Source organism: Lacinutrix mariniflava (genome assembly GCF_001418015.1).
Lineage (GTDB): Bacteria > Bacteroidota > Bacteroidia > Flavobacteriales > Flavobacteriaceae > Lacinutrix > Lacinutrix mariniflava.
The window spans coordinates 77,977-101,357 of sequence record NZ_LIQG01000015.1 but is presented as its reverse complement, the minus strand read 5'-3'; the positions used below and the strand labels follow the sequence as shown (position 1 = coordinate 101,357).

13 protein-coding genes are annotated in these 23,381 nt (G+C 31.4%); 2 read left to right on the top strand and 11 right to left on the bottom strand.

What is annotated here, in order from left to right; all coding sequences use genetic code 11:
* Positions 1-3: 3 nt before the first annotated feature.
* Complete coding sequence (locus tag ASC44_RS00535) at positions 4-1,380, bottom strand: sulfatase (protein WP_241491378.1); 1,377 nt, start codon at positions 1,378-1,380, stop codon at positions 4-6.
* 226 nt (positions 1,381-1,606) lie between these two features.
* Between ASC44_RS00535 and ASC44_RS00530 the strand changes: the two genes are divergently transcribed.
* Together ASC44_RS00530 and ASC44_RS00525 are read left to right on the top strand one after the other, a co-directional pair.
* Positions 1,607-1,900: a CREC-EF hand family protein gene (locus ASC44_RS00530; protein ID WP_055445673.1), complete on the top strand. Its 294-nt coding sequence runs from the start codon at positions 1,607-1,609 to the stop codon at positions 1,898-1,900.
* A 119-nt stretch (positions 1,901-2,019) separates the two neighbouring features.
* Positions 2,020-4,752: an outer membrane beta-barrel protein gene (locus ASC44_RS00525; protein WP_055445672.1), complete on the top strand. Its 2,733-nt coding sequence runs from the start codon at positions 2,020-2,022 to the stop codon at positions 4,750-4,752.
* Between the two features lies 1 nt (position 4,753).
* Here the strand turns inward: ASC44_RS00525 and ASC44_RS00520 are convergent, their stop codons facing one another.
* From ASC44_RS00520 to ASC44_RS00475, 10 genes are all read right to left on the bottom strand, one after another.
* The gene (locus ASC44_RS00520) at positions 4,754-6,283 is read right to left on the bottom strand and encodes a sulfatase family protein (RefSeq protein WP_203458116.1); all 1,530 of its coding nucleotides are present in this window, start codon (positions 6,281-6,283) and stop codon (positions 4,754-4,756) included.
* A 31-nt stretch (positions 6,284-6,314) separates the two neighbouring features.
* Positions 6,315-7,655, bottom strand: a complete 1,341-nt coding sequence (locus ASC44_RS00515) for a hypothetical protein (RefSeq protein WP_055445670.1) — start codon at positions 7,653-7,655, stop codon at positions 6,315-6,317.
* 96 nt (positions 7,656-7,751) lie between these two features.
* Positions 7,752-9,263: a sulfatase family protein gene (locus ASC44_RS00510; protein WP_083476206.1), complete on the bottom strand. Its 1,512-nt coding sequence runs from the start codon at positions 9,261-9,263 to the stop codon at positions 7,752-7,754.
* A 61-nt stretch (positions 9,264-9,324) separates the two neighbouring features.
* Positions 9,325-10,854, bottom strand: coding sequence for a sulfatase (locus ASC44_RS00505; protein ID WP_055445668.1), 1,530 nt, complete (start codon positions 10,852-10,854; stop codon positions 9,325-9,327).
* A gap of 5 nt (positions 10,855-10,859) precedes the next feature.
* Entirely contained in the window at positions 10,860-11,756 is an 897-nt protein-coding gene (locus tag ASC44_RS00500) for a sialate O-acetylesterase (protein WP_055445667.1), read from the bottom strand.
* A 3-nt stretch (positions 11,757-11,759) separates the two neighbouring features.
* On the bottom strand, positions 11,760-13,574 hold the full coding sequence (locus tag ASC44_RS00495) for an alpha-1,3-galactosidase-related protein (RefSeq protein ID WP_055445666.1): 1,815 nt from the start codon (positions 13,572-13,574) through the stop codon (positions 11,760-11,762).
* Between the two features lie 74 nt (positions 13,575-13,648).
* Positions 13,649-15,121 carry a sulfatase family protein gene (locus tag ASC44_RS00490; RefSeq protein ID WP_055445665.1) on the bottom strand — a complete coding sequence of 491 codons (1,473 nt, stop codon included), beginning with the start codon at positions 15,119-15,121 and terminating at the stop codon, positions 13,649-13,651.
* A 182-nt stretch (positions 15,122-15,303) separates the two neighbouring features.
* Positions 15,304-18,144 (bottom strand): outer membrane protein assembly factor BamB family protein, encoded by a 2,841-nt coding sequence (locus ASC44_RS00485; RefSeq protein WP_055445664.1) that lies wholly within the window; start codon positions 18,142-18,144, stop codon positions 15,304-15,306.
* 196 nt (positions 18,145-18,340) lie between these two features.
* Positions 18,341-19,090, bottom strand: coding sequence for a T9SS type A sorting domain-containing protein (locus ASC44_RS00480; protein WP_055445663.1), 750 nt, complete (start codon positions 19,088-19,090; stop codon positions 18,341-18,343).
* Positions 19,091-19,211: 121 nt separating this feature from the next.
* Positions 19,212-23,333: a hybrid sensor histidine kinase/response regulator transcription factor gene (locus ASC44_RS00475; RefSeq protein WP_055445662.1), complete on the bottom strand. Its 4,122-nt coding sequence runs from the start codon at positions 23,331-23,333 to the stop codon at positions 19,212-19,214.
* Positions 23,334-23,381: the final 48 nt, after the last annotated feature.

The window sequence follows — 23,381 nt, the reverse complement described above, 5'->3', positions numbered from 1 at the left end:
TATTTAGTATTCCGGCACTGCTTCAGCTTCCCATGCAGCAATATTCGTTTTTAATTCTTCTTCAATTTTTAATCCTGTTCCAATTAAATTGTTTTGTTCGCTAATATCTTCAGCAACATTAAAAAGTTGAAACTTTCCGCTATGGTATTTTATTAATTTCCAATTCCCATTAATAACTGCTGCATATTGGTCTTCATAACTTCGGAAGAAGTATAGACTTCGGTTCTTAATAGTTTCACCTTTTAAAATTGGCATTAAACTCACGCCTTGAATGTCTTTATTATCGTATTTTTTTCCTGAAGCTATTTCCATTAACGTTGGATATAAGTCTATAGATTGTACAGGAATATTTGTTTCTGTGTTTGCTTTTGTTATACCTGGATAGTTTATTAACAATGGTACTCTTGCGCCTCCTTCGCCTAAAGCGTTCCCTCCTTTTTTACCTCCACTTAATGGCGCATTTGTATAAGCACCTCCTTGATCTGACATTATTATAATTACTGTATTATCGGCTATTCCTTTAGCTTCTATTGCTTCTCTAACACGACCAACAGATTCATCCATCGCTTCTACCATTGCAGCATGATGTGCGTATTTCCCTTTTAATCCTGCATCTTGGTATTTTTTAAGTAAATCCTCTCTTCCAATGGATGGACCATGCACTGAATAATACCAAAAAGACAACATAAACGGTTCGTCTTTATCATAATCTTTTATAAAGTTGACGGCACCATCCGTCAAGACATCTGTAAGGTAGTCACCTTCTTTAAGTCCAGATTTTAAAAATCCTTTTGGATCGTCTTTAGCTTTAAAAAACGGATAGTAATAACTTTTTGGATGTCCAGCATCTGTTGTGCCATAATCTGCATCAAAACCTTGATCTGTAGGATAGCGACCTTGATGGCCTAAGTGCCACTTACCAACAAACATGTTGTAGTAACCAAGCTCTTTTAAACGTTCGGCATAGGTAATCTCTTCTAGTGGTAAATAATTTCGAGATGGACGTTGCACAGGATCTTTAGGCCATAAATTATATTCTGCACCTGGATTTCCTGGATCAATTGCAATATGTCTTGGCATACCTAACCTAATGGCTTCCTTTCCTGTTAAAATAGACAATCTGCTTGGACTACAAGTTGGTGTTGGTATATATGCACGATTAAAATCTAAACTCTCCTTTTTAAACTGATCTAGATTTGGTGTTTGAAATACATCATTACGATAACCAATATCCGACCAACCGTAATCGTCTATAAATAACAAAATGATATTTGGTTTATCAAGACTTACAACTAGTTTATCTTCCTGACTTTTACAAGAAAACAAAATCATAGTAAATAGCACAATACTACTTTTTATAAATACATTTTGGATGGTCATGTGGCTATAACAATTAATGTTTAATGTAAATATCGAATGAAACTACTAAAAAATTGTTGTTATTGGTTTAGAAAATGTCTTTAGCAGTAAATTTTATAAATCCACTGTTGATGGGCTTAAAAAATGGCTCTTATTTATCTAAGCGTACATTTTATTTACCTACAAAAACATATTCTGGTACAATCTTAGATATATTTATACTATAATTTTAATACACTTAAAAAAAATGAAATACTTAAAAATAACATTGGCAGTAGCAGCATTATTTACTTTTTCTCAAACTTATGCACAGGATATTGACACTAAAGTAGAAAAGCAATTTAATAAGGCTGACGCAAATAGTGATAAGTCTATTAGTTTAGAAGAATTAACTGCTTTTTATCAAGGAAAGGAAAATAAAAAAGGTGAAGCATTTGATGCAGCAAAAATTTTGAAAAGAAAAGATGCTAACGAAGATGGAGCTTTGTCTTTAGTTGAATTTGCTACAAAAGGAAAGAAAAAAGGAAAGAAGAAAAAATAGCCTCAAACAATTAGTCTGCTAAAAGTCAAAACCGTTTGTGTTTTGACTTTTTCAGTTTAGCTTAAACCATTTTACTTTGACTTAGTCCAAAGTAAATTACATGTATACTCAACCAACCAATGCAGCAAACCAAATCTAAAATATTATTGTCTCTTATTACTTTTATAATAAGCATAACATTTACATTTGCTCAAGATAATATTGCTATAAAAGGTAAAATTCTTGGTTATGGTCAAGAACCATTAGAATACGTATCAGTAGCTGTTTTACAACAAAGTGATTCTACTTATGTTAATTCTATAACAACAGATGTTAATGGCGATTTTAGCCTTTACGACCTTCCTAAGGATTCCTTATTACTTCAACTAAACTATATTAGTTATAAGCCTTATTTTAAAAGTTTCGTTTATAATAATGAGCTTATAGATTTTAATACTATTACACTAGAAGAAGATAATAATGATTTAGACGAAGTGGTTATTACTGTTTCTGCTCCTATTCAAATTAAAAACGACACTATAGCTTATAATGCTAATTCCTTTAAAGTCAATCCCGGTGATAATATTGAAGGATTATTAAAAAAACTACCCGGAATTGAGTTAGATGCAGACGGAAAAGTACTTGCGCAAGGAGAACCTATAGCTAGAATTTTTGTGGATGGAAAAGAGTTTTTTGGTGGTGATCCTTCCATTGTATTAAAAAATTTATCAGCAGATGCCATTTCTAAAGTAGAAGTTATTGACAAGAAAAGTGATGAAGCCGAACTCACTGGGGTAGATGATGGTAATAAGGAAGTGGTTATTAATTTCACTTTAAAAAAATCTAAAAAGAATCGTGGCTTCGGGAAGCTATCTGGAGGACTAGGGTTGGATAGTCGCTACTTTGGTAATTTAAATTACAATCAGTTTTCTTCAAAAACACAATTTTCTATAATTGGCAAATTCAATAATATTAACGTTACAGGTTCTAATATTCAAAGTTTTCTTGAAAATGCCGATGGTATTGATGACGACTCTGGAGAGGATGAAAATAATGCTAAACGAAGTAAAAGTTTAAATGGCTTCTTAACTACTGCAGTTACAGGTATACATATTGGTCATGAATTTAAAGATAAAGAATCTTTTAATGCTGATTATTTCTTCAATTTTTCAGACAATGATGGTGTTTCAAATTCTAAACGTATTTCTTTCTCCAATAATAATAATAATAATTTTGATTATAACTCACTTAATCAAAATGTAAAAACTATAAACAAACATAATCTTAATTTTAATTACATTAATAAAGCGTCTAAAACAAAAAGTCTAACTATAAAAGGTCGAATTACTTCAGACAAAACATTTACAGACACCAATAGAGACGAAACCTATATTAACGATTTAGGAGCATTAGCAACAACAAATAATCAAAAATTTAATAACGATTTTAAAAGAACATACGGTAATTTAAAAATTGACTATTACCAACGCTTAGCAAAAGTAGGACGAAGCTTTAAGGTTGGTTTAAATACAAGATTAACTGATTTAACAAAGAACAATAATCAGAATACATTTAACATTAGAAACATTGGCAATACTAATGAATCGACACGAAATATTTCTGCTTTAAGAAATGAAGCCTTTAATACCTCTATTATAGATTTCAATTTTAAATATACAGAACCGATAGCCAAAAATCATTACTTAAAATTAGACACGTATTTTACAAATAAAGTTGAGAAAGAAGACGTTAATCAAACAAGACATACTCAAACCACAACTAGTACAGAAGATACACTTGCTTTTAAATATGCTACTAAAGAGTTAAGTGCTCAAACAAGGCTTGGCTATAGTTATAACAATAAAAAATTCAATTTTTATTCTGCTTTAGGTATGCAAGATCTTAATCGCTCTTATGGTGTGGTTACGGAAAACTCAATACGAAAAAACAAATATTATTTTAATCCTATTGTATTTGCGCAATACAAGCCAAAAAGAGGGTATAAATACAGGATAAATTATAGTAAATCTGTTAAAGCACCTAATTCTTCGCAAAATTCTACGGTAATTAATGATTTAAATCCTAATTTTATTAGAGTTGGAAATCCAGATTTAAAACCCGAAAAACTGCATAATTTGGCACTACTTGCTGTGCTAAATAATTACAAATCTGGTGTTAGCTTTTGGTCCAAATTTCAATATCAATATGCTACAAACGCTATTATACAAAGCATATCTATAGATGATAACTTTATAAGAACAAGAGGTTACAAAAATGAAGGTAATAGAAGATTGCTAAATGCCAACATAAGATTTAGTAAAAAAATTAAAACTTTAGGGTTGCGCTACTCCCTTAAAAACAACACGAGTTATAGCACGACAAATTCTTTAATTAATCAAACTCTTAATGAAGTTACCTCGCAAGATTATAGATTTAGTACACTTATTGAAAATACCCGTAAAAACAAAATAGATATTAAAGTTGGTACCGAATATAGTATTAACAACACCTCTTTTTCTATAGAACAAGATTTGAATAGAGAATACTCCAAACAACAGTATTTTACTTCTATAGATTACAACTTCACAAATCAGTTGAATGTTAACTCACAGTTTGATTATATTCTGTTTTCTGATGATGCCTTTTCTTCAAATCAAAAATTATCACTTTGGAATGCAGCAATATCTTATTCCTTTTCAGAACAAAGAAATAGTATTGTAAAATTAGTACTTATAGATTTACTAAATAAAGATGTGGATATATACAGAAACAGTACAACAAACTACTTTGAAGAAACTACGTCTCAAAGTTTAGGTCGCTATATTGTTTTAAGCTATACTTACAAGTTGAATGGCTCTGTAAAAAAATCTTAACTTATTTTTTAAACTGATCATACTCTGGGTTAACCTTCGCGTTTTTAAAACGAGGTCTGTCTTTCCACAAATTATAAGTTGCTTCTAATTGCGCTGCATCTTCAGGATATTGCCCTTTATCATCCGTTTCTTTAATCCAGTTTTCTAATACATCTCTATGTTCTTTAAGAATTGTAGCAAATTCTAGATTAGTAGCAAGATTGTTTATTTGATGTGGATCTGCTTTTAAATCGTATAATTCTTCAATAGGTCTTACTCCAAACCAATGTTCTGCTTGATATGGTGTTAGTTTTCCTTCTTTGAAAGCCTTTTTTAAATCTTTTACAATTGCTTTTTTATCTCTGTAACCAGCTTGCATCATTGGTCTGTTAGGATAAAAGTTTTTAATATATCGATAATCTTCAGAAACTACAGTTCTAATTCTATCAATAGTATAATCGCAACGATCTCTTGCTCCAATTACATATTCTTGGTTGCTAAACGTTTCTGAAAATAAATCTTGACCATCTAAATACTCAGGCATTTTGGCTTTCCCCATAGCTAAAGTAGTTGCCGAAATATCTAAAAGCGACACTAAATCGTTTCTAATTGTTCCAGATTTTAAAGCTGGAAGATTTCCTTTAATCATTAATGGTACTAACATACCACCTTCGTAACAAAATTGCTTGTGACGCAATGACACTGGACTTCCGTGATCTGAGAAAAAGAAAATAATAGTGTTTTCTAATTCGCCATCTGCTTCTAATTGTTTTAAAATGGTTTCTACATTAACATCTGCACCACGATTGGCATTATAATGATCTGTCCATGCACTTTGCTGTGATGGAATGTTTGGAAAATATGGAGGAACAGGAACGGCATTATCAGCTAAAACTTCTCCTTCTCTAACGTATTTAGCATGCGCTTTTCCTCCATCTATTTGAATTTGTCCAAACCAAGGTTGGTTTTTATCTGGTCTTGAACTCCAAGCATCTTGGGTTGCAGACATTTTATGCTTAGGAAAGTTTCCTTGCCATCCATTCATTCCTGGTTTATAATCGTCTTTTGTACTTACAGTGTATAAATCTCTTCTATTGTAATGAAAATTATAATCGTCTTTTCCATTATTAAAGGTGAAATATCCTGCTTCTCGCATCAATTCAGGTATTGTTTTCATGCCATCAGGCAGATTTATACGTAACGCTTCTGGCACAACCACATCTGGCACTCTACTAGACCTGTGGTTATGTGTTCCAGTTGTTGTTTGCATAACCCCAGTAATTAATGCCGAACGTGCTGCAGAACATACAGGAGCTGTTGTGTACGCACGATTAAACAGTACACCTTCTGAAGCTAGTTTATCTATAGCAGGTGTTGCATTTTTATTAATTGAATCACCATAACATCCCATAAAAGGCGATAAATCTTCCGCAAAAATCCAAAGAATATTTGGTTGCTTTTGTTCCTTTACTTTCTCTTTTTGTGTATTACACGAAAAAAGCATTGAATTAATAACTAAAAAAAGAATTAATTTATATGATGTAATTTTCATTATTTACGTTTTTTATTTTTATCCAGTTGTACTAGCAATTTATTTTCATACTGTTAATTATGTAATCTGCTCCATTTTCAAAATCATCGTTAGTTATATTAATATTTTCAATATTAACCTCATAACACCCATCTTCACATCCACTTGCTTGGCTTGAATTGTCTCTAAAAACACCAATGGATTTACCTGATTTACTTTCTTCATCTACATTCCATGGACTATCAATTATAATCTGTCTATCCACACAGTTAAAAAACGGATAATCTTTAGATTTTATTTGTGCTCCATTTCCACCTGTACACGTAATATTCCCAACGTAAGACAAATTGTTAAAAGTCCCAATATTATCTAATGTTCCTGAATTATCTAAAAAACCAGCAGCCAAACGTACTGCATAAGTTGAATTGATTGCCACAATATTTTCTACATCCACACGACCTTGATCTACTCTATGAGGAGAAAATGTTAACACACCATCACCAAATCGACCTATTATATTACGACCAACAACATCGTCAACAGTTAATTGATTGTCCATATTAATGGTTGATACACCAGTTTCTACTCTTAATGTACTTCCACCTTCACCATCAAGATTTTTAAACAAAATTGTTATTCCTGCTTGAATTTGAACAATCCCATATCCAACATGACTATCTGTAGCTATAATATCTTTTATAATGCCATTGTTAGAAATTTCATCTTTGCTATTACTATCTGATAGATTTAACACAATACTCGAAAAAACAGAGTTAGTGTCTTCAATTTTTAAACCAGACATTTGAAAATTATGAGCATAACTAAACTCAGCTACTCGCACACCTCTATAATCTCCTGTTGGAATAACCACTGTAAACCATGTGCTTGAATCTACGCTATTTTGTTGGCTATTTGTAATCGCTGAATTTTGAACCAAAAACTCGTTTCCAATGTCGAAAATATTTAAGTTTTTATTTAAGGTATTTCCGCTTAAATCTGGTTGAATAATAACATCTGCATCAAATTTAAGTTGCACATTCGATCTTAATTTTACATCAAGTAAGTAATATGTTCCTCCTGTAATTTTAATTATTCCACCACCTGCATTTGAAAGATTTAAAATTTCTTGATTTAGCAAATTACTATCTGCTGCGCTATGGATACCACTTAGTTGTAGTGTGGTTTCGCTATTAGGAATGTTATCTGTATAGAAACGATCTTCGTTATCTGTTAATCTGGGAAAATTGTTTTGTTCTACCTCTTCTTCCTCTTCTTGTACAATTTCTTGTTGTGGAGCAACTTCGTCTTTAGAACAAGATGATATACTTAAACACAAAGAAAAAAATAATATTTTAAAACCAAAAACGTGATAATTCAATTTCTTTTTAATCATAATAAAACTAATTTTTAACTAAGATAATATGACAATAGATAAATAATGTGCTTCTCGATTTATTCAATGTCTCCTAGAATAAATACATTTTGTTTTTTATTCAGTAACGTACCCTTGTTTCGCCTTTAATCCAGGCTCATCATACTTGTTTAATTGTTTAAACAATTCTGTTTGCATCATTTTTGCTATTTCTGAATACGCTTTATCGTAGTAAAAGTTTATTAGCTCATCTGGATCTTTTTCTAAATCGAATAAATACGGTTTCTCATTTTTATCAATAACCAATTTATAACGATCACTAACAGCTGTTACCCACCAACCACCTGACTTGGCGTAATATGTAATTCTATCGCTATTTACTACTTTTTCTGAATTTGTAAAATCTTTAGAAGTATCTAAACCATGAAATTCCACATCTGTTTTTACATCCATCAGGCTTAATATTGTTGGTGTAAAATCTACATTTGTATATGCGGTGTTAATCACTTTTTCAGATGGTATTTTTTTAGGATAACGAATCAAAAATGGAATTCTAGAAGACGCTTCATATGGCACACCTTTATTTCTTCGGTTGTGTTCAAAAAACATATCTCCATGATCGGAAGTGAAAATAATTATGGTGTTCTCTACTAAATTATTATCATCCAAAAATTTAAGAATACGTCCAACACTATCATCGATATGACTCACCATTCCAAAATATTGCTTTAAGGCATTTTTTTCTTTATTATTTTCAAAAGATTTACTGCCAATAGTTTCGTTCTTGGTTTTATCTGTTGCCCAAGATGGTTTAATGGCTGTGTATTCTGGCGACATTGTTTTTGGTGCTTCAATCTTTAAATCCTTGTACATAACATCGTAAGGCGGACGCGCAACATCTGGTGTGTGCGGATCTGGAATAGATAACATGATAGCAAATGGTTTGTCTTTATCGCGCTCAAGAATTTCGAGTGTTTTATCTGTAAAGAAGTCCGTTACATGAATGATTTCTTCCTCAGGTAATTTAGCCGCGACTTTTTCATTAATTCCTGTTATAACGGAACCGTCTTTAGAAAGTTTGAAATATGGTGCATGACCACCACGCATCATAAAACGATTGTCTTCAAATCCTGCTTTATACTTTATTCCGAAACTATATTTATCATGACCTGCCAAATGCCATTTACCAACATAAGAAGTGGCATAACCTTGGTCTCTTAAAATGGTTGCAAAGGTTGGAACATCCTCACTTAAATGTAATCCGTTTTTTGGAGCACCAGTTGCTTGTGGATATAAACCTGTAACCAATGATGCTCTTGAAGGTGTGCATACTGGCGAAGACGCATAATAACTTGTACTTATTGCTCCTTCATTCGCTATTCTATCAATATTTGGTGTCGTGGTATTATTCCCTTTTCCCCAAACAAAAGCTTGCTCTTCTGATAATAATTTTTGATACGCACTTATGGTTCTAAAATTATGCTCGTCTGTATGGATAATGATAAGGTTAGGTTTCTTTTTAATATTTTTCTCTGTTGTTATGGTTGTTTTATTTCCTTTTTGTGCATTACAAGACAATACCATGAAACAACAAACGAAAACTGATAATTTTAAAAACTTTGAATTCATATTATTCTAATTTTACACAAGATTATGTTCTTTTGACTTATAATTCTAAAATTGGTTTAATTTAAAACTCTAAAACAGAATTTGGTGGTAAAGGCACGTTATTTGCTTTTCGCCATGCTACTAATTCCGACAGCAATACTTTAGATTTTCCTAACTCCATTTCTGAAAGGTTTTTACTTTCTGAAGCATCATTTTTCAAATTGTATAATTCTAATTTTCCATCAGTTAAAAATTGAATTAATTTATAATCTCCTTTTCGTATTACAGAACAGGTTCCGTGTTTATAACGACTTGCCAAATGCCAAAATAATGGTCTTTCGTTAAGTGATTTATCATCACTTTTAAATAATGGTATTATTGAAGCTCCATCTAATTCAGAACTATCGTAATCTTCCGTTTTAGATAAATCCATTAACGTTGGAAAAATATCTAAAGCAGTTACCGCAACATCACTTCGTCTTGGTGTTACTTTTTCAGGCCAGTTCACTAACATAGGTACTTTTATTCCACCTTCGTAAATATCGCCTTTTGCACCTCTTAATTGCTTGTTTGCACTTGCCATCCTGTGGTAACCATTATCTGATGTGAAAATGATAATAGTATTTTCTCTTAGACCACTTTCATCTAAAAAATCTAATACACGTTTTATATTATCATCAACAGACTCCACCATTGTAGCATATTTTATGGCTAAATCTCTTAGTTTAGCATTTCTACCAATACCTTGACCTAAAACAGAATCGACAGGTTTGTTTTTATATTTCTCGTACAAAGCGTCACTTCTAGACCTAATGGCTCTGTGGACTGCGTAATAATTTAAGTTGATTAAAAACGGTTCGGTTTTATGCGATTTCATAAAGTCAATAGCCTCGTCTGTTAATCGGTCTGTTAACCAATCATCATTTGCCTTTTCTCTTATAAATGGATTACTAAAAGGTGCCCAATAACCACCAGCAACACTTTTGTAACCACCTTCCTCAAAACCTGGATCACCTCTAAAAGTACCTCCAACATTTTTTATAAAACCACGTCCTTCTGGATAATATTGAGCAATTTCCGGTTTTTTATGTGTTTCTACCCAAGAATAATCTCCTGGTTCTGGTTGTGTTAGTTTTTGTTGAAACGGAAACGGCATGGCTAATTCTTTTTCAGGATATGGGCCAACGATATGATATTTTCCAATATGAATAGATTTATAACCAGCTTCTGCTAAAGGTTCTGCATAGATTGGATGTTCTTTTCCGACTGTCCATCGTGAAAAAATATTTTCTTCGGCTGTTCCTTTTTCTAAAACCGGAACGGTATAAACGCCTGTTCTAAACGATTGTTTTCCTGTAAAAATTGCAGTTCGAGATGGAGAACAAGTTGGATACATGTAGGCATTATCTAAAACTAAACTTTCTTTAGCAAGGGCATCCAAATTTGGTGTTTGAAAATATTTAGAACCGTTAAATCCGACATCTGCATAACCCAAATCGTCTACTAAAACGAAAACAATATTTGGTTTTTTAAAAGTTTCAACATTAGAAGATTTTTCCGTTTTACACGAGAAAAAAGCAATAATTATTACAAGTAGTAAACCCTTTTTCATTTTATCTATTTGTTTAAAATAATTAATTTCTCTCCAAATGCGATTCCCAAGCGTCTTTGTCCTTCTGCATTGTAATGCACATTATCTGTATGTTTTGGATAATCGCTCCAATTAGCATCTGTCGTTGTTTTAATAATGTCTGCGTTTGCATCTAAATTAACAACATCCTCCATTGCTTTTCTTACCATTGCAGGCCCTAGTTTTTTAAACTTACCATATCTAGAGTTAATTTGTCCGATAACAAATGGCATATTTTCGACACCAAATTCATCTCTATAACTTTGGGCTAATAGTTTTAGATTTGCTTCATAGGTTGTTGCGCTAATCTCTTTAGCCGCATCGTTTTCACCTTGCATCCAAGCCAAACCAATAATTTTATAGGTTTTATTTTGAGTTTCTAATGCTTTTAGATTGGCCCTAACATCTTGAATATGCATATTATAAAGCTTAATATTTTGTTTCTTTGGTTTTTCAACAGCTTTTGCTTTTTCGGCTGTCCAATTAGGATTCCAAGCGCCATATAAAGCCGTTCCGCCTTGTGAACATTTTATTAATAAGAATTCTTGGTCAGGATTATTTTCAGCTAAGGTTAAACCTATAAAAATTTCTGGCCCAAAGCGTTTTGTAAACTCATATTTTTCTGATGGTTTATTATCATAATAAGATAATGGTTTTGCCTTACCACCATTAAAACTTAGTGAAACTCGACTTGAAATCTTTTCAATTCTTTTAATTTCTGAAGGATCTAATTGATCAAAATCTCCTGCACCTTGCATGTTTGATTGTCCTGCTAATAAAACGACTTGCACCTCTTTTTTATCCTCAGTTTTAGTTTCAACATTCTTTGTTTTACATCCTGTAAAAATGAATACCATTACAAAAATGAAAATATATTTTTTCATCGTTTATTTTTTTAATCCTTTATTGCTATTAAACTTTAATGTCTTTTGTGAAACCGCATCTGCTTTCAATACATTTTTGGAATTACCTTCGTATGTATTATTACTAATTTCGACATTATTACAATTAATTAAATCGAACATAAACGCATCAGGATATTGTTGTTTTTCAGTAAAGGTTTGTTTAATAGTATTGTTTCTCACTATTAATCCATCTACTCTATCTGCCCAAATAATTCGGTTATCGAAAGTTTCAATGGTGTTGTTTTCAAAGATTATATTTCTATCGTAAAGCACAGAATCATCAAAGGTTTTGCCTAGTCTTGGTGACACTTTTAAAATGGCATGTTCTGCGCCACCATAAGCGCAATGGATAAATCTATTATTTCTAATTAGCACATCTTCGACATTACCAGACTCGTACCAAAAAAAAGTTTCTCCTCGTAACATAATTGAAGACATCATTGATGACAAATCATTGTCTTCAATAATTATTTTCTTTGGTGTTTTAATAATAATATTTCTTGCCCTATGATCCCTAATGGTATTTCCGCGCATTGTAAAGTTTGGATTCCATGTTTTATTTTCTAAAATATCTCCTACTTTCAAATCTGTTGGGATTTTGGAAGTAAAGGTTAAATCTGTATAATCATCATTAATAACTTTAACTTTTGTTACAGAATTGGTTTCTCTTCGTTGCGGATTTGGTTGTTTAATAAACCAAACCTCATCATTAACTCCTGCAAACTGAAATCCCTTTTGCTGTTTGTGCTTTAATGCAACTCTCACCGTTTTACTATCGATAATTTTATCTACTGCTACATAGGTTCCATGGACGTTTGTACCATCGTCGTACATACCTTCTATTCGGCAATTTTCTATTAAAATATCACCTTTACAATTGGCAAAATGTGTAGCATCTGCAGTTGCAGATATCATTCGGTCTGAACCTTCTCTTATATAAATTCCAGAGTTTATGATTTTAATGTTTTCCGATCTTTCAAACAAAAAACCCATTCCTAAAGCGTGATGAATTATTACTTTATCAAATACAATGTCTTTTGAATTTCTGGTTAAAAATGCAGGTGCGTATCTATTATTATCATGATCACCTTTAGATTGTAAAATAGAACCTACGCGAGGATAATGTTTTATTCCTTTAACGTAAAAACGCAATAATCCGTTTGGTTGTTTTTCAACAGAATCTGGATGTAGAGACATGTCCCAAGCACCATAATCGACTGCTTTGGTTTCTTTATTGTGTGATAATGTGCTTCCTAATTCTGAATAGCTAAAACCATTAATATTTGGAAATGTAATTTTACCTTTTTTTAGTTCCCAAGAAAATCCTTCGGTATATGGTTTTAAATCGAACCATTCTTCGGCTTTATTAATTTCAATAATATCACCTTGAAAACTGAAAGGAATATCCCAATCTATAACAATATTGCTAACTCTAATTTTATTACACTCCTCAAAATCGAAAGGCATGGCTTGTCCATTAAAAATAAATTCTGACCCATTTCCTTCAATTTCAACAGAGTTAAATCCATCAAAATTGAAAATTATTTTTTTGAACCCATTACTATGATTTGTAACATACATGTACTTACCAATAGCGTAATCTGTTTTGAAGGTGTAAGTGCCTTTTTCGAAAACAAGTTTGATATCTTTTTCTTTGGCGTTTTTAATAGCTTCTCGAATTGTCATTGTCATGTCTCCTTCAGAATGAACTATGTCAATAATTTCCGTAGCGTTTGAATTACATGACATTAATAGACTGAAAATGATAAGTAGACTGATATGTTTAATTTTTTTCATATTATATTTTAACGATAAACTATTTTTTTCTAAAATACCTTACAGGTTTTGGAAACCTGTCAGGAAAAATAAACTTATAAATTCACTCCACTTCCTTGTAAGGATGCATCATGACTCCACATAATCATCCAAGGATCTTTAGTTTTGGTTTGAAAGGCTTTCATTTTGGTTTGCATAGTTTCTAACACCTCTTTAAAAGCTTCATTTGTTGCTAGATTATTAGATTCGTTTGGATCTTTACTTAAATCGTATAACTCAAACTCTGGTCTGAATAAATAATCTTTTACTTTTTTAGGTCCAAAATACTCGATGTCATTTCTGTAAATAGCTTGCCATGTAGACGATGCCCACAAATCTGATGCAAATGGGTATTCTAGTTGGTATGCTATGTTCCAAATAAGTTTATAATTATCACTTCTTACCACACGCATTGGGTAATACATGGTGATTTCGTGGAACGTGTGTGAAGCATAAATTTCGTCCCAACCTTCAACTTTTTCTTTTCCTATGACATCGTTAAAAGAATTTCCATGAAATTTATTTCGCTCAAAATCGACCTTAGCCATATCTAGAATGGTTGGTGTTAAATCTACCCAAGAAATCATAGCGTCACTAGTAATTCCCTTAGCATCTTTAGTTGGGTCTTTTATAATACATGGTAATTTAATTCCTGGTTCGTGCACTGTAGTTTTTGCTCCAGGAAATGCCATTCCGTTGTCTGATATATAAAATACAATTGTGTTTTCTGCTTTGCCAGTGTCTTTTAGCATTTGCATTAGTTTCCCAAAACCTTGATCAATTCGCGATACACTTTGATAATATTCTGCAATTTCTTCTCGTGTTTGTTTGGTGTCTGGTAAAAATGCTGGCACTAAAACGTCTTCAGGTTTGTAAGTAATTGTTTCAACATCTTTATACCCTTGTTTTTTGTTTCCAAAACTGTTTGGTGCATCCCAAGGATCTGGAGTAAATGGATGACCTCTATGTGGATCGTCTGTACAGAAATATAGGAAGAATGGTTTGTCTGAGTTTAGCACATCTGCACATTGTTCTGCCATTTCAACGGTGTTTCTTGGATCTGCCTCTAATACTTGATTAAAATGATATACTTTTTCTGGTGCAACATGATATTTTCCAATTCGAGCTGTTTCATAACCAGCTTTACTAAGTAATACGGGAAGTGATTTAATACTATCATAAGTACTAAAATGATGATAATCGTGTACATGCCCATAAGAACCTGTGGCATGACCAAATTGACCAGATAATATAACAGAACGACTTGCTGCACAGCTTGCACTGGTACAATAGGCATTTGTAAATTTGGTGCCCTCAGAAGCTAATTTATCTAAATTTGGTGTTTTAATGATTGGATTACCGTAAGCTCCTAAAGCATCTGTTCCGTGGTCGTCTGATACAAAAAGGATGATGTTTGGTTGATCTCTATTGTTCGTGTTATTTACAGCTACTTCCTTTTGCTTGGTATCACAGCTATTGAAACTGATAATTATTGCAAGTAGAATTATTTTGAAACTATATGTTTTCATTTGGTTGTTTTAAGAGATTTCTAATGAAATAAAAAGCCGGAATAGCGTAATGTTATTTCGGCTTTAATGCTGAATCAATTTAGACTAATTCATTAATCTTTAAATTGTTCTATAAATTAAGTAAAAGATTAAGCAACATTTGTATTTACTAATACATAAAATGTATCTATCAATACGAACTTTTATAATTCGTTTTCAAGTTCAATATCAATAAAACGAAAGCCTCCTAGTGGTATTTCAATTTTAATTTCAGAATTTGCATTCGCTTTAAACTCTTCATTATTTAAAATATCTTTAATTTTCACCACTTTAATATTATTAATCTTAACACTAGCTGTTGCTGCATTGGGATTAATATATCCATTTTCAACAATGGTTAATCGTAAATTTTTGGGCCCAGTTTGTGCTACAACCCAACCTACATTTCCTGAAACTGATAATGGTAGTTTAGACGCACTATTTTTAATATCTTCTTCTATTACTTTGTAATATTCGCTTGGCTGAAAAGTTTCTGTACCATCTGCCGACATATAGTTTTTACCATCAGTATGATATTCTTTCATAATATCTTTATACCATGGATGAATATTTTCAACTAAAGGTTTTCTAACTGCTTCTTTGTCTGCAAAAACGCCGTTTTGAGGTGGTGTTATTAATACCATACCATTATTATACTTCGGAATAAAATTTAAGCGTCTCTCCTTTGCTCCTGCAGCATACCTTGAAAAATCCCATTCGGTTAATGGTGCACCTGGCCAAGTCCCATTTAATCTACTAAATGCAAAGTCATCTAAATTATCTCCTTCCTTTTTAAAAAACGTTAACCATTTTACATTGCTTGAGCTTGTTACGTACTCTTCATTAGGATTATTAATACTTAAATGTACAGGCGAAAAACTTAAAATATCAGAACGTTCTGGAACGTATAATGCACCTTCGGCTATTAAATCCCAAAGTAAACTCATATACTCTTGATCTACTGGAAAGTTATCGATATACTGTGCACCACTGGCAATAGAATATACCATGGTTCTTAAAAAATGGTTTGGCAACGTTTGGTTAGAATGCTGACGTAAACGATCAAAACTAGTATTATCTCTAGCACCACGTGCACCCCAACTATCTACAGATCCACTAGCCCAAAGTCCTAGTCTTGAAGTAAAACTTAGCTCCATAGACTTATCTGTTGTTTCCTCCATTGCTGGCACAAATACGTTTGCATATTTACCAGAAACTAAAGGCTTCCACATTGGCATGTAAACATCTGCTTGCCAAAACAAATGCTTGTTACGCATGTACAAATTACCATTTCTGGTCTTAGCATGATTTGCTAAAGGCCAATACATTTCATTCATAACATATTTAAATTCCTCTGAAGCATCAACAACTTCTGGGTAAATTAATACTGTTTTATTTCCATTGGCAAAATCCATACCTTTTTTAGTAGTTTCTACTTGATACATAAATGGATCGTTACCGTGTCCTCCCCAATATGAAATACCTTTACCATTAGATTTTTGATGCTTTTTCTTAATAATTTCTAACACTTCGTTTTGAGATAAAATATATTTCATTCTTCTATCTCGCTTATTTTTATATTTCTCACTTGCCATTGCAGAACGATCCCATTTTTCTTTATCAAAGTTTCCTCCCGTTAAGAAAATTGGATTATTGTACTTGGCTTCAATTCTTTCAATAGGTTCTGCAGTACCATTTTTTCTTCTGTTTTCTGACATGAAATAAACTGGAGCAGATTCTTTTTGATATGAAGGCTTTTTAAAGCTTTTTAAATTTTGTTTAATTTCTGCTGAATTAGATAGAATCTCTTGAATTTTTCCTGGTGGATTCAACTTCTTATAAGCGCTTTTCCAATCTTTATTACTAAAATCAATAATATGGACAGCGCTTCCACCACTTTGTGCACTTGCTAATATTACTTTGTTAGCATTAGGATCTTTATACATATCGTTAAAAGAAAATCGTGTTGGTATTACTTCAGCATTAGCTTGTGGCTCTCCAATATTTGAAATAACAATGTTACTTCCAAATAAAGCCATGTAAGCTGGTTTGCCGTTGTTATTTATAACTTCTGGTTGAATTACACGATACATGCCTCTTTTTAATGATGTTTTGTCTTTAGCTTTATTTAGATCTTGAATGCTTTGATTATTTGGAGATTTTGTATCAATAATACGAAAAGTCATTCCTTTTGCCTTAGCTCCAGTTCGTCCTAATAAAATTTCACTACTGCCATCTGCATTAGCATCAACAACTCTTAAGTCTCCATAAGGTCCACGTTTTTTTACACTAACAGTTTCAAAAGGTAACTTCTCTAAAGGATTAAATAAATAGATTGAACCATCTCCATTCATACTGTTTTGAACGCCATTAACAATTAATATCTCTTTTCCATTAAGCTTTCCTGGTCTTAAAAAATTGGTAACATGTAAACCAGATGGCGGTAATTCTTTATGTGATTTACCAAATGGTTTTTCTATAGAATACGTTTTTGAAGCTATTTCGTTTACCAGTTCTCCTTTTGGAGATACATAGTAGAAACTATTATCAAAACCACCACAAATTACATACGCTTTGCTGTCTTTATTAACAACACATACTGAATACATTGGTGCGTCATTCTGTTTAAATTGCCAAAGTAAATTACCTTTATTATCTAAGCAATACACAGAACCATCTGCATTGGCTGCTAAAATCTCATCGTTACCATCATTATTAATATCTGCTGCCCAAATATCATGGTTCATATAACCAGACAGTTTGTTTTTCCATAAAACATTTCCACTATAACTTACTGCTACAATAGTGCCTTCATAACTAGTTGCTGCTATATAGGTTTGATTTTTGTTTACTGCAGTTCTTACTTTGGTAATTGTTAAACCAGTTTCAATACTAAGCAGACCTTGTTCTGGACTTTTAGCAGTATGCTTGCTATCTTGTGCAGAAGAACAATTAATTAGCGTAAGTGAAATTACAATTAAACAAAACTGTTTTAACGTTTTCATGTTGCAGGATTTTATCATTCGTAGTGTTATTAATTATGAATTGAACATATAGATTGTTATTGTAAATGTCTTATTACAAATTGCTTTTCATGTATGCTTAAATAAATATAATGTCTTTGTGAATAATTTTACATTAAAAATAAAAAAAAGACCACTGTACAGTGGTCTTTTAGATAAAATATAATGTTAAAAAAAATTACTCCTTAACAAATTTCTTTGTTGCAACTCCTTTATCAGATGTTAATTTAATAACATAAACACCATTAGATAATGTAGATACATCCAAAGTATTTTTAACTGTATTAGAAGATATTACTTCTTTACCAAGTAAATTGTAAACAGTTACATTACTAATAGCATCTTGAGATTCTATGTTTAATGTGTTTTTTACTGGGTTTGGATATAAGCTAAATGCACTTAACGTGTTTTCTTCAACACTTAAAGTTGCTGGATCTACAATTTGAATTCGGTTAACCTCTATTGATCCACCATCTAGATTACCTGCTGTATTTACAAAACGTAATCTTAATTGAAAACTTCCAATCCATGTTGTGCTTCCTGCAGGAACATCAATCTGGTAAGATTGTTCAGCTGTATCTGCAGCAGTAATAGCTATTGTTTCTATAGTAGTTGTACCACCAGAAACTGTTTGAAGCACTAAACTGTTTGCATTAGAGTTGTTTTTTAAGTCAATAAAAACAGTTGTTAAAGTTGTTGGATCACCAATATCGTTAGCATTTTTTCTAAGCTGCAAGTTACTTCCTCCACTGCCTGTTGTTGCTGTTAAAACACCTGTAGTTGCAGAGTGACTTGATGAACTACCTGGACCGGTTACTGAAAAACCTTCATCGTCAGTATCGAATGTGTAATCAATTTGAGCAAAAGATGTAGTACAAACTACAAGTGCTAATGCCATAAATGTTTTTTTAAGTAAAGTTGTTTTCATAATATTTGTTTTAATATGGTTATTAATTAAATCAAATGTATTTATGAATAACAAAAAACATGTTCCTTATGGTTAATTGTTTGTATTTATGAGTAAATTTATACAACTATAAGCAAAGTAATTAGTAATTTTTCTTTGACTCTGAGGCATACTTTCCAGGAGATGTTTCGTACTTCTCCTTAAAGACTTTAGTAAAATGTGTTCTGCTTTTAAAACCCGTCATTGTAAAAACTTCGTTTACAGATAATCCTTTTTGAGCTAAAAGGTCTGCCGCTTTTTTAAGTCTATACATTTTTAACAACTCGAAAGGCGTTTGATTAGTAAGTACTTTTACTTTTTGATAAAAGTGTGTACGATTAAGATATAATTCTCTAGCAAGATTATTTAAATCGAATTCTTGATTATCTAAGTTTTCTTCAAATAAGCTATAGAGTTTTTCTAAAAATGCATTATCATTTCTGTTGTTCTTATTATTCTCTTTAGTTAATGGAATACCAACTTGATAACGCTCTCTTAGTTGCTTTCTAATGGTTAATAATGATTCTACATTAGTAATTAAATGCTGAACATTAAAAGGTTTTTTAATATAAGCATCCGCTCCATCTCTAATGCCTTGAAGATGGTCTTCTATGTTTGTAAGTGCTGTTAATAAAATAACAGGAATATGACTAGTTTTTAAATCTGATTTAATTCTTAGACATAGGTCTAATCCGTTCATTTCTGGCATTTGCACATCACTAATTACAATATCTGGCCACTCATTTTCCATGGCTTCAAAACACTCTTTACCGTTTCTAAATGATTTTACCACAAAATAATTAGCGAGTAAATTAGAAACAAAATTTCTCATCTCTAAATTATCTTCAGCATAAAAAATAACAGAATCTTTAAAATCTCCAGAACTAACAATATCTAACGCTGTATTTTCCTGAATAATTGTAGAACTTACAGATACCTCTTTTTCTTTTGGTAAATCTATTTCATCCAACACATCTGTAGGTAGATGTTTCTTTACTATTGGTAATCGAACAGTGATAGTTGTTCCTTCGTTTTTAATACTATCTGCAGTAATAAAACCGTAATGCATTTCTACTAATCGCTTTGAGAATGCTAAACCAATTCCGGACCCACTAATATGTGTATTATCCTTATTTTGCGATTGATAAAAACGTTCGAAAACATGCGCCAGATCTGCGCTATCTATTCCTTTTCCTGTGTCTGTAACTTTTAAAATTAAGTCTTTGTCGTTTTCTTTGGTGTACTCTACCTTTATTAAATCGTCTGTACTTGTATACTTAAAAGCATTATTAAGTAAATTATTAAATATTTTTTCTAACTTATCTCTGTCAGCTGAAACAATAGTTATAGAGTCGTCACCAATAAACTCTATTTGCTTACTGTCATTATCCGCCAAAAACTTAAAATCTACAATTATATCTTTAATAAAAGTATCAAAATTAAATCGCGAATAGTGCATTTTAAGCATATTTGCATCTGCTTTTCTAAAATCTTGAACCTGTTCTATTAACTGTTGTATTTTTTTAGACTGCCTTGTTATTAAATCTAACTTTTCATTAGCATCTGGATTATTTCTAAAAGATTTTTTAAGTAAATCTAATGGCCTTGAAATTAGCGTTAAAGGTGTTTTAATTTCGTGAGAAATATTTGCAAAAAACCTTAATTTGGCTTCATTAACTTCTTCTACTTTATCTTTTTCAAATTGTTCTATTTCTACCTTATGATTTAAGCTTTGAATTTTAACAATAACCCGAACAATAGTATATGCTGCAAGTAGTCCTAAAAAAGCATAAACCAAATAAGCTAAATTAGTATTCCATTTTGACGGTTTAATTTCAATATTCAAGGTTTTTGGTTCTGTCCAATCGTTTAATGAATTAGAAGCCATGACGCTTAATTTATACGAACCAGGTTGTAAACCGTTATAAGAGATTGTTTTCTGGTTTGATGGCACCTCTATCCATTGCTCGTTAAAAGGGAGTAATCGGTACTTTATACCATGGTTTTTTGGATTTAAAAAATGTAAACTTGTAAAATCTATAGAAAAAACATTTTCGTTATGCTTTAGGGTGATTTTATCAACTTCAGAAATACTTTTAGAAAGCAACACTCTTTTATTAATAGTATTTCCCGGAATAATTTTTTTATTGAAAATTTTAAAATTTTCGAATGTAATCTTCGGAAGTGGTTCTGCATTTGGTACATCATTTGGATTAAAGCTAATAACCCCATCAAGACCAGACAACAATAACATACTATTTTCTTGACGACTAGAAGCATACCAAAAGTCCTCAAAAGCTAAGCCATCTGAATTATTGAATTTTCTAAATTCTCTTTTTTGAGTATTAAATAAGTTTAAGCCAATATTTGTAGCGACCCACAAATTATAATTATTGTCGTAAACTATACTTTTTACTACATTATTAGACAATCCATTTTTTTCTGTAAACGAAATAAAAGTTGGTGTTGTATTAGAATTTAGCACTTTACAAATTCCACCACCTTCTGTACCTATCCACAAGTCGTTATTAGGTAATCTTATTATTGAAGTTACAAAGTTACTAGAAATAGAATTCTCGTTTAATTTATCATGTGTAAAAGACTCTACTTTAGATGCTTTTACTGATGCGCCTTTATTATTTTCTATTTTAATTAAACCTTTAGACTGAGAACCTACCCAAACATAATCATAAACAGGATCTGCGTAAACACGTCTAGTAATGAGAGTAGTTTCACCTTTAAAAAATTTATTATCACTTAATTTTTCAAACGTTTTTAATGTATTATTGGCCTTTAATACAATTTTATAAACATTAGTGTTAGATGCAATCCAAATGTTTCCAAATTTATCTTCAGTAAATGATCGTAATGCAAAATTAGTGTTGTTGCTAAAAACAATACCCTCTACTTTTTCTATAGTCTTACTTCCATTAGTAATTCGTCTTAATCCATTTTCATCTCTAAACCTTAACCATACATTTTCTTTAGAATCAACATATACTGCTGATATTAAAGACAAATCGGTTTTAGAAATTTGAAATGGGAGCCTTTCAAACGTATTACTTTGGGTGTTTAATATCGTTAAACCTCCAAGAGAAGAAGTTAAATAGACTCTATTTTTATCGATTGAAGCAATATGAGTCACACTAGCTGAACCTAAACTAGTAGTAAAACTAGAGTTAGTACGAAAATTACAAAACGGATTTTTATTGGTATCAAACCTATATACACCTTCATTAAAAGTTGAAAACCAACAATTATTATTTGAAGTTGACACTAGACTACTAGCTCTTAAAATAGGTAAACCGTCATTAAAGGTTTTTATATTAAAATTGTCCTGAGATTTAAAATCCTCAACATCTTCAATAGAAATTAAACCTTTATTTAAAGTCCCTAACCACAAGTTGTTTTTTGTATCTACAACAGCACTATTAAACTGGTAGCCAATTAAATCTTTCCGTTTTAAACGGAATAATTCATCTTCAGAATTCTTGTTTTTTTCAATAATAGCGACACCATTTAAAAGTGTAATAAGGAAAGAATTATCATCAATCTTTGTAATAGAATTACTATAAGTAATGTCTTTTTCTAAAATATTTTTAAATGTTTTGGCTTCAAAATCAAAAATCAATAAACCTTGTGAAGTACTAACTAAATAATTAGATTTACCTACTTGCAAGCCTTTAAAAAAGGTATAATCACTTTTCTGCTCTGGAACATAATGCCCTATAAATGTGTAATCCTTGCTATTAAAAACAAACAAGCCATTACTTTCTGTTACACAAATACTAAAACCATTAGTCTTATTAATGATTATATCTCTAATTTTTGAAGATTGAAAACCAGCCTTGTTTAATGCGTTAGACGCGAGTTTTCTATAATTATCTAGATCATATTCATAAATTGTAACGCCCTCATCCGTACCTATCCAAATATTATTTTGTGCGTCTTGATTTAATGTTCTAACTCTATTACTTGTTAGAATATTATTATCTACAGTGTTCTTAATTGTTTTTAGCTCGTAACCGTCATACTTATTAATACCCTCGTAAGTACCAAACCATAAAAAACCTTTAGAATCTTCTAACATTGAAGTTACTCCATTATGAGCTAAACCTTCGGTTATTGTTAGTTTTTGATGATAATTAAGCTCACTATTTTGAGACGTTACACCAAAAACAACGCAGATAAACAGGACAATTAATAAACAATGTTTTTTTAGCATATATCTTTTCCAGGTTTACAAGAATAGTACAAAGTTATTTATAATTAA

Excerpts from the sequence above, each read along its gene's own strand:
- ASC44_RS00535 (WP_241491378.1), bottom strand. The coding sequence starts at position 1,380 with ATGACCATCCAAAATGTATTTATAAAAAGTAGTATTGTGCTATTTACT.
- ASC44_RS00530 (WP_055445673.1), top strand. The coding sequence starts at position 1,607 with ATGAAATACTTAAAAATAACATTGGCAGTAGCAGCATTATTTACTTTT.
- ASC44_RS00525 (WP_055445672.1), top strand. The coding sequence starts at position 2,020 with ATGCAGCAAACCAAATCTAAAATATTATTGTCTCTTATTACTTTTATA.
- ASC44_RS00520 (WP_203458116.1), bottom strand. The coding sequence starts at position 6,283 with ATGAAAATTACATCATATAAATTAATTCTTTTTTTAGTTATTAATTCA.
- ASC44_RS00515 (WP_055445670.1), bottom strand. The coding sequence starts at position 7,655 with ATGATTAAAAAGAAATTGAATTATCACGTTTTTGGTTTTAAAATATTA.
- ASC44_RS00510 (WP_083476206.1), bottom strand. The coding sequence starts at position 9,263 with ATGAATTCAAAGTTTTTAAAATTATCAGTTTTCGTTTGTTGTTTCATG.
- ASC44_RS00505 (WP_055445668.1), bottom strand. The coding sequence starts at position 10,854 with ATGAAAAAGGGTTTACTACTTGTAATAATTATTGCTTTTTTCTCGTGT.
- ASC44_RS00500 (WP_055445667.1), bottom strand. The coding sequence starts at position 11,756 with ATGAAAAAATATATTTTCATTTTTGTAATGGTATTCATTTTTACAGGA.
- ASC44_RS00495 (WP_055445666.1), bottom strand. The coding sequence starts at position 13,574 with ATGAAAAAAATTAAACATATCAGTCTACTTATCATTTTCAGTCTATTA.
- ASC44_RS00490 (WP_055445665.1), bottom strand. The coding sequence starts at position 15,121 with ATGAAAACATATAGTTTCAAAATAATTCTACTTGCAATAATTATCAGT.
- ASC44_RS00485 (WP_055445664.1), bottom strand. The coding sequence starts at position 18,144 with ATGAAAACGTTAAAACAGTTTTGTTTAATTGTAATTTCACTTACGCTA.
- ASC44_RS00480 (WP_055445663.1), bottom strand. The coding sequence starts at position 19,090 with ATGAAAACAACTTTACTTAAAAAAACATTTATGGCATTAGCACTTGTA.
- ASC44_RS00475 (WP_055445662.1), bottom strand. The coding sequence starts at position 23,333 with ATGCTAAAAAAACATTGTTTATTAATTGTCCTGTTTATCTGCGTTGTT.